The sequence below is a fragment of the Microcystis sp. LE19-8.1F genome, assembly GCF_027531715.1.
GTDB lineage: Bacteria > Cyanobacteriota > Cyanobacteriia > Cyanobacteriales > Microcystaceae > Microcystis > Microcystis wesenbergii_A.
Map to the genome: position 1 here is coordinate 34889 of NZ_JAPZSO010000039.1, position 8619 is coordinate 43507.

General features: G+C 47.9%; 9 protein-coding genes. 2 read left to right on the forward strand and 7 right to left on the reverse strand.

The features are described from left to right. Nucleotides 1–32 precede the first annotated feature (32 nt). From gltB to O9334_RS04610, 6 genes are all read right to left on the reverse strand, one after another. Nucleotides 33–4607 (reverse strand): glutamate synthase large subunit, encoded by a 4575-nt coding sequence (gene gltB / locus O9334_RS04585; RefSeq protein ID WP_287999588.1) that lies wholly within the window; start codon nt 4605–4607, stop codon nt 33–35. A gap of 160 nt (nt 4608–4767) precedes the next feature. After that, the gene (locus O9334_RS04590) at nt 4768–5049 is read right to left on the reverse strand and encodes a DUF433 domain-containing protein (RefSeq protein ID WP_002750657.1); all 282 of its coding nucleotides are present in this window, start codon (nt 5047–5049) and stop codon (nt 4768–4770) included. Nucleotides 5050–5133: 84 nt separating this feature from the next. Continuing rightward, nucleotides 5134–5301 (reverse strand): hypothetical protein, encoded by a 168-nt coding sequence (locus O9334_RS04595; protein WP_002763566.1) that lies wholly within the window; start codon nt 5299–5301, stop codon nt 5134–5136. Then, on the reverse strand, nt 5301–5648 hold the full coding sequence (locus O9334_RS04600) for a hypothetical protein (RefSeq protein WP_016515502.1): 348 nt from the start codon (nt 5646–5648) through the stop codon (nt 5301–5303). Before O9334_RS04600 ends, O9334_RS04595 begins: the two co-directional genes overlap by 1 nt. A gap of 112 nt (nt 5649–5760) precedes the next feature. After that, nucleotides 5761–6060, reverse strand: coding sequence for a nucleotidyltransferase family protein (locus O9334_RS04605; protein WP_190381225.1), 300 nt, complete (start codon nt 6058–6060; stop codon nt 5761–5763). 226 nt (nt 6061–6286) lie between these two features. Next, complete coding sequence (locus O9334_RS04610) at nt 6287–6841, reverse strand: PEP-CTERM sorting domain-containing protein (protein ID WP_287999591.1); 555 nt, start codon at nt 6839–6841, stop codon at nt 6287–6289. 348 nt (nt 6842–7189) lie between these two features. Here O9334_RS04610 and O9334_RS04615 point away from each other — a divergent pair, with 348 nt between their 5' ends. Both O9334_RS04615 and O9334_RS04620 read left to right on the forward strand, forming a co-directional pair. Then, nucleotides 7190–7411, forward strand: a complete 222-nt coding sequence (locus O9334_RS04615; RefSeq protein WP_265795562.1) for a hypothetical protein — start codon at nt 7190–7192, stop codon at nt 7409–7411. Continuing rightward, nucleotides 7401–7538, forward strand: coding sequence for a PIN domain-containing protein (locus tag O9334_RS04620; RefSeq protein WP_190358145.1), 138 nt, complete (start codon nt 7401–7403; stop codon nt 7536–7538). Before O9334_RS04615 ends, O9334_RS04620 begins: the two co-directional genes overlap by 11 nt. A gap of 202 nt (nt 7539–7740) precedes the next feature. On the opposite strand, the gene O9334_RS04625 is transcribed toward O9334_RS04620, so the two are convergent. Then, the gene (locus O9334_RS04625) at nt 7741–8283 is read right to left on the reverse strand and encodes a PEP-CTERM sorting domain-containing protein (protein ID WP_287999593.1); all 543 of its coding nucleotides are present in this window, start codon (nt 8281–8283) and stop codon (nt 7741–7743) included. Nucleotides 8284–8619: the final 336 nt, after the last annotated feature.

Below are 8619 nucleotides of genomic sequence, written 5' to 3' on the forward strand. Positions count from 1 at the left end.
AAGTAGGGGGCTTATTCAGCCCCCATTAAACTCTAACTACCGCCAATCCTTGCCACATCGCGGGCGTTGGCTTCAAAAGCCGCATCGAGGGCAGAATCGCCGGTTAAACCGGAATCTAACGCCTCTTTAATACACTGCAACATCCGCTTATAATCCTTGGGCATTACTTTAACAAACTTGGGCAACATTTCCGACCAATTTGCTAAAACCAGGGCCGCTTTTTGACTTTGGGTGTAATCAGCATGGCGTTGAATTAACTCGCGTAAATCGTTGATTTCTTCCCCTTCTAGCGCCTCTAAAGCCACCATTTGGGTATTGCAACGAGTGGCGAAATCCCCCGACTCATCGAGGACGTAGGCGACACCACCACTCATTCCGGCGGCGAAATTGCGACCGGTGGGCCCTAAAACAACGACTTTACCCCCCGTCATATACTCGCAAGCGTGGTCGCCAACGGACTCAACCACCGTAGTCACCCCAGAGTTACGCACCCCAAAACGTTCCCCAGCAACCCCAGAAATATACACCTCACCACTGGTTGCACCGTATAAAGCCACATTACCGATGATAATATTCTCCTCGGCCACAAAAGTGGAACCTTTGGGCGGATAAACGATGATTTTGCCACCGCTTAAACCCTTACCCACATAATCATTGGCATCCCCTTCTAACTCCAGTGTCACCCCTTTGGGAACAAAAGCACCGAAACTCTGCCCCGCGCTGCCCTGAAAATGGAGATGTACGGTATCTTCGGGTAAACCCTCCCAGTGACGTTTAGTGATTTCGTTGCCTAAAATCGTCCCCACCACGCGGTTAATATTTTTAATCGGTAGTGTCGCCTTGACTTTTTCGCCTTTTTCAATGGCATCTTTGCATAAATCCAGTAAAACGGTTATATCCAAGCACTTATCTAAACCGTGGTCCTGGGGAATCTGACAATAACGCCCTACCTCTGCATCTACCTCCGGTTGATAGAGAATCGGAGTTAGGTCAATTCCTTTCGCTTTCCAATGTTCTACAGCCTGTTTCGGCTCTAATACATCAGTTCGCCCCACCATTTCATTTAAGGTGCGGAATCCCAATTCGGCCATAATTTCCCGCACTTCCTGGGCGATAAATTTCATGAAATTCACCGTATATTCGGGATCCCCGATGAAATTCTTCCGTAATAACGGATCCTGGGTCGCTACCCCCGCCGGACAGGTATTAAGATGACAAACCCGCATCATAATACATCCTAACGTCACCAGTGGCGCGGTCGAAAAACCGAATTCTTCAGCCCCCAATAGGGTTGCCACCACCACATCGCGGCCGGTTTTCATCTGGCCATCGGTTTCCACCGCGATGCGACTGCGAAGATTATTTAACACCAATGTTTGATGGGTTTCTGCTAGTCCCAACTCCCAGGGTAAACCCGCGTGTTTAATCGAGGTTTGGGGTGAGGCACCGGTCCCACCATCGAAACCAGAGATTAAAACCACGTCGGCGTGAGCTTTAGCGACTCCGGCGGCGATTGTGCCAACTCCCACCTCAGAAACCAGTTTTACGCTCACTCTGGCCGCACGATTGGCATTTTTTAGGTCATGAATCAACTCCGCGAGGTCTTCAATGGAGTAGATATCGTGGTGGGGTGGGGGAGAAATTAAACCAACTCCGGGGGTGGAGTGACGGACTTTGGCAATCCAAGGATAGACTTTTTTACCCGGTAATTGACCGCCTTCGCCCGGTTTTGCCCCCTGGGCCATCTTTATCTGCAATTCTCGCGCTTGGGAGAGGTAAAGACTGGTGACACCAAAACGGCCGGAAGCCACCTGTTTAATGGCACTATTTTTCGAGTCTCCCCGTTCATTTGTCCAAGTGTAGCGCTCGGAATCTTCGCCGCCTTCCCCGGTGTTCGACTTGCCACCGATACGATTCATGGCAATAGCGAGGGATTCGTGGGCCTCTTTGGAAATGGACCCGTAACTCATGGCCCCGGTTTTAAAGCGTTTCATAATCGCTTCAATCGGTTCCACTTCTTCGATGGGGATACTTTCCCGGTTTTTAAAGGTTAATAATCCCCGCAGGGTGAAGAATTTTTGATTTTGTTGGTTGACCAGTTGGGAATACTTCTTAAAGAGGTCGTATTTGCCCAATTTTACCGCTTGTTGCAGGGTATGAATGGTTTCTGGGCTAAAAAGATGGGCTTCCCCGTCCTTACGCCATTGATATTCACCGCCAATATCGAGGGTATGCACATTAACATCCCGGTCGGGGAAAGCGTGGCCGTGTCTGAGTAAGGATTCTTTGGCAATAATTTCTAAATCGGCCCCTTCAATGCGGGAAGCTGTCCAAGTAAAATAGCGATCGACTACCGATCGATTTAAGCCAATAGCCTCGAATATTTGCGCCCCACGGTAGCTTTGCAGGGTAGAAATGCCAATTTTAGAGGCCACTTTAATTACGCCCTTGGTGGCGGCTTTTATGTAGTTTTTACAGGCGGTCTGGTGGTCAACTCCTACCAATAAACCTTCCTCGATCATACTGCCGAGGGTGGCAAAGGCTAGATAGGGATTAATCGCACCGCAACCATAACCGAGTAAAAGGGCGTAGTGATGCACTTCCCGGGGTTCGCCGGATTCCAGGACAAGGCCGACTCTGGTGCGGGTTCCCTGCCGGATGAGATGATGGTGTAAACCGGCAACCGCCAGCAGTGAGGGAATCGGGGCGTGATTTTTATCGATACCTCGATCGCTTAAAATAATAATGCTCGCGCCCGCTAAAATTGCCTCGTCCACCTCTTGACAAATTGCCTCAATTGTGCTACGCATCCCCTCGACTCCCGAAGTGGGATCGAAGAGAATGGGAATAGTCACGGTTTTAAATTCGCTATTGCCCTGTAAACGCGCTAATTGGGCATTAGTGAGAATGGGAGAGTTAAGTTTAATCAGGTGACAGCTTTCCGGCTGCGGATCCAAAAGATTTCTCTCCGCACCGATAGTGGTGATGGGAGAGGTGATAATTTCTTCGCGAATCGAGTCAATCGGGGGGTTAGTGACTTGGGCGAATAACTGCTGAAAGTAATCATAAAGCAGTTTTGGGCGATCGGACAAGACGGCTAGGGGTGTATCGGAACCCATGGAACCCACTGCTTCCACTCCATCCCGGCCCATGGGGGCTAATAAAAGACGTAATTCCTCAAAAGTGTAACCGAAAGCGGTTTGCTGTTGAATTAGGGAAACAGCAGTTTCAGGTGGGGCAGTTTCAACGGCCGGTAAATCGTCTAAATTGACTAAATTTTCGTTTAACCACTGACGATAGGGTTTGGCTTTGGCAATACCTTCTTTTATCTCCTCATCGGCCACGATACGACCTTCTTTCATATCCACAAGAAACATCCGGCCGGGTTGCAGACGACCTTTAAAAGCGACGCGTTCCGGTTCAATGGGTAAAACTCCCGCTTCCGATGCCATAATTACTAGGTCATCTTTGGTGACGTAGTAACGGGAAGGACGTAAACCATTGCGGTCTAACACTGCTCCCATCATCGTACCATCGGTAAAAGCGATCGAGGCCGGACCATCCCAGGGTTCCATCAAACAGGAATGGTATTCATAAAAAGCTTTTTTCTCATCACTCATCGATTCGTGGGCTGCCCAGGGTTCAGGAATCATCATCATGACAGCGTGAGGAAGAGAACGCCCCGATAAAACCATTAATTCTAGGGCATTATCAAAAATTAAGGAGTCACTACCCTCGATATTAATAACCGGCTGGATTCTTTTGATGTCTTCCCCGAATAAGGGTGAGGCAAACATCGACTGACGGGCGTGCATCCAGTTAATATTACCTCGCAGGGTATTAATTTCGCCATTGTGGGCAATATAACGGTAAGGGTGGGCGCGTTCCCAACTGGGGAAGGTATTGGTACTAAAACGGGAATGGACTAATCCTAAAGCACTTTGAAAGTCGGGGTCGTGTAAATCGGGGAAATAGTCACCCACCTGTACCGGCATTAATTGCCCTTTATAGACAATGGTACGACTAGAAATACTGCAAGGATACCAGTAACGATTAAAGGATTGACGACTGAGGTGGGAACGTTTGCGAATAACGTATAATTTGCGTTCAAAGGCCAGATCATCGCTTAAATTGGCATCGCGTTCGATGAAAACCTGTTCGATAAAAGGTTCGGTAGATCTGGCCGAATTGCCTAAACTAGAGTTATCCGTGGGAACATCACGCCAACCGAGAACTTTTAACCCCTCTTCGGCGGCGATTTTCTCGAATTCCTGCCGACCTTTCCCGCGAATTTCGGCATCAGGGGCCGTGTAAAGCATTCCTACCCCGTATTGTCCGGCTGCCGGTAAGGTAAAACCTAGATTACTGGTCACTTTCCGGAAAAATAGGTCGGGGATTTGGCATAAAATACCCGCCCCATCTCCGGTATTTTTTTCCGCACCGCACGCGCCACGGTGATCGAGGTTTAGTAAAATTGTTAAGGCTTGTTCAACAATATCGTGGGACTTTTTACCCGTTTTATGAACGATAAAACCGACACCACAAGCATCATGTTCAAATTGGGGATCGTATAGTCCTTGTTTCCGTGGAGTTTGATTGTTATTCATCTTGTCTAATAGCCTAGCAGTCTGGAAGGGAATGGCCTAGAGGGTGAGCCAGAGTAGCGATTCTAGGTATATCAATTTTGTATCCAGACTGGACCTTCGGTCTTATATCTTAAGGAAATGTTTCGATGTGACAAGGGTTCCTTTATGCCGAAGAGATTATTCACGAATTTTTTAGCAGCGGATCGATTAAGTCGTCGGGAACGCGGTTATGCTCGATATAAGCGTTAATTTCCTCTAGATGGTCGCTGTAATAGGTCAACGCACTGAAAATCTGACTTAACGTCAGATGGGGCATTCCTAGGGGTATTTCTTCGGGAGCGACCCCCAGACGCCAAGTTTCGACGATGGCGCGGACGGGTGTACGCGTTCCTTTGATAATTGGTTCCCCGTGTAAAATCTCGTCGTCTCGAACGATATAGAGATATTCGGTCGCTTGAACCATCGCGGTTTTCTGGAGTGGATATCGTTTAGTTTATCGTATCGATCGAACCCCCGACTATTCCCCATAAATATCGGTTCGGTTACTTCAGCCACCCGATCTCACTTGCGGCGATTGTTTCGCTCTTTCTCGCCATTTTTTTGAATTTTCTGTAATTACCTCGCACATCGATCGGGCTTTTTCCGCCGCATCCCGCGCCATTTCCAGAATTTCCTCTAGTTCCCGTTCATTTAGTCCTGTTTCTTTTTCTTCCATCACCGTAAGCCCTCCAAGCGATTTTTAACCTGCGTCACCCTTATTTTAGTCTCTAAAATACGTCCTAACTCGATTGAGATATCTTCCCCGGCCTCCTGTAAATTTGCTGGGGTCGGTTCTGATCGATCAACACTTTCCACACGCTCGCGGATTTGATTCCTGGCGCGATCAGCGTAAAATAAGCTAGTATTCACAAAAGCCATCAATTGAATTAATGTAAAATTGTCGGGAAAACGATTTAACAGATATGTACCGATTTTGATCGCTTCTCTCCCGTCACTTTCTAGGCGATCTAGTTCTCGATCGATCCTTTCTACGAGCGCAGTTAATTCGGACGGTAAAGGCATAAATTGAAGAATAAGACAGGGGACGATTTTAACCTAGCAAAAACAGGCCGCACAAAGACCGAGCGGAGCGGTTTGATTGGGAAAATTCGATAACTCGAATAGAAGCGATCGATCACACATAGATGGCCTCTCGATCGATCCGTGCCTTGAGGTAAGGATTCAGAGAATCCCGATAGCGGATCACGTCCACTTCCCGTCCGAATAGGTTCTCTAGTTCGGCTTTCAGTCTGACTCTTTTAAGCAGATCGGGGGGCATATATACCACTATATCTATATCGCTCGTCGGTCGGGTTTCCTCTCTGGCTACCGAGCCGAAAATGCCGATTCGATCGATCGCGTATCGTTCCTCCAGTTCGGGTTTCAGGGTTCGTAAATGTTCCAATATCTCGTTGGCGGTGATTTTATCTACCATCTAATTTACTCCCTTTAGTTAATCGTGCGATCGATCTCTCGATCCTGATCAAAGACTAAAACGGGCTGCCACAATCGCACAACCCGTTCCCAATCAATTTAATTTTTAGTTAAGTAGGTAGGCGTTAAAAGTTGTCAGACACCCCCCTTGATAAGTAGGGTTGATTCATGAATCAACCCTACTATGAATCAACCCTAGGAGGGCAGGGGGGATCAGTCAGTCAAAATTACCCTTCTAGTTTCCGGCCTTTGCACAATAGACCCACCCCGGCAACGGAGAGTAAACCAAGAACCGTCGCTGGTTCGGGAACGGTGGTCAGGGAATAATTGGCGAGGAGGAAGGCTTCGCCAAAATTAACAGAACCGTAGCCAGCGCCGGAAGCGAAAAGCTCAACCGGAGATCCAAAGCCAGCGGGTATAAAGCCGAATCCATCATCACAACCCGTGGTGTCACAAGCGATAAAATCCAGTCCTGATCCGTCTAAGGATAGCACCGCCTGACCCGTTACAGAACCACTAGAGATGACACCGGCAAAAGAACCTACGAACGGAAGAGCGGGGGCGGGAGAGCCGTTAAAGGTGGTATTACTGATAGAACTGACGAATACCGTGTTGTTATCTGGTTGCAGGGTTCCGTCAAGCGTCGCAGTGATGGTTCCTGCGCTGGAGGTGTAGGAGAAGTTAAAAGTGGCGGCACCGGCAACCGGTGCGAGGGTGGCGGTGGCTACCGTGGCGAGGGCGACGGTTAGGGGTTTGTTAAAAGATGCGACGGTGACTTTCATCAGTAAATCATTTTATGTGAAGTTAGGTTAAGTGAAGTTAAAGTATGCAAAACTTCTTCACATATCTTATTTTTTTTTTTTTGCCGACTTCTGCTAGTTTTGATACAGTTTTTTTGACTTTTTTATGGTAAAGGAGTTGGGTTTATTGCCTCGATAATTGCCCCGATTTAGGGTGAACTCTAACAGCCGATCGCTCTTTTCATTGGCCGAAGACAAACAGAATAATTAGCATTGAAATAGTTATGGTCTCCTTTTCGGGGTTTCCGTTATCCCAGTTCCCCTGATAGGATTTAATCGCTCCCTTAACTCTAGAGCTAAAGTAGAGATAGGGTTTAATTGGAGCCATGTATGGAAGCGATCGAATTTAGGACGGTTATTCATAAGGGTCAAGTGAGCGTTCCCCCCCGATATTCTTCTCGATGGGAAGGTAAGATGATACGCGTGATTGTTGTGGATGACGCGGAAATCGTCCCCGAACCGAGCCAGAAAACTGAAAAAACGATGTTCGAGGCGATTTCTTTAAATACACGGGGATTTAGATTCGATCGGGACGAGGCTAATGCCCGGTAAAGTTTTTTTTGATAGTTTAATACTGGCCAGCGCTCTGGAAGCGGGCTGTCAAATTCTCCACAGTGAAGATTTACACGATGGTCAGCGAATCGAGAATCAATTGATGATTATTAATCCCTTTAGTTAAGTAGGTAGGCGTTAAAAGTTGTCAGACACCCCCCTTGATAAGTAGGGTTGATTCATGAATCAACCCTACTATGAATCAACCCTACTATGAGTCAACCCTACTATGAATCAACCCTACTATGAATCAACCCTACTATGAATCAACCCTACTATGAATTAACCCTACCTTGATAAGGAGGGCAGGGGGGATCAGTCGGTCAAAATTACCCTTCCAGTTTCCGGCCTTTGCACAAAAGACCCACCCCCGCAACGGAGAGTAAACCGAGAACCGTCGCTGGTTCGGGAACAGTGGGAGTGCCAGCCGGGGTCAGGGAATAATTGGCGAGGACGAAGAGTTCACCAGCACTAAGACTACCGTAGCCACCGATGGAAGCGAACGTGCTGGCTAAAAAGCCGAATCCATTATTATTACACAACGTCGTGTCACAAGCGGCAAAATCTAGTCCCGATCCGTCTAAGGATAGCACCGCCTGACCCGTTACAGAACCACTAGAGATGAAACCGGCAAAAGAACCTACGAACGGAAGAGCGGGGGCGGCAGAGCCGTTAAAGGTGGTATTACTCATAGAACTGACGAATACCGTGTTGTTATCCAGTTGCAGGGTTCCGTCAACCGTCGCAGTGATGGTTCCTAAGCTGGAGGTGTAGGAAAAGTTAAAAGTTGCGGCGCTGGCAACCGGTGCGAGGGTGGCGGTGGCTACCGTGGCGAGGGCGACGGAATAGCAAAAGGAACTTTTAAGTGGCATAGAATACATTGTTTAGCTAAATTCCCACGCACTATACCCTCCCCCCCCGATTTTGTCAAGGTTGTTGCTATTTATATTTATTATGCTTTATCTAGCTATTGATTACTCGATTGGGGATTTAGGGCGATCTCCCAAGAGAGCGGCGAAGTGGTGCGCTTTTCTGGGGTGCGAGGGGCGATCGGATCGGTAGAATTGACATAAGTACCTAAGCAAAATTAATTACACATCCAAGCCGTCACCCGTCAGCCAAAAGCTTTTTGCTGTGACCAGTAAACAGTGAACTAAAAATTCAAATCTGATCCCTGATAGCTGTCCCGGAGTCCCCGTCTCCTGACG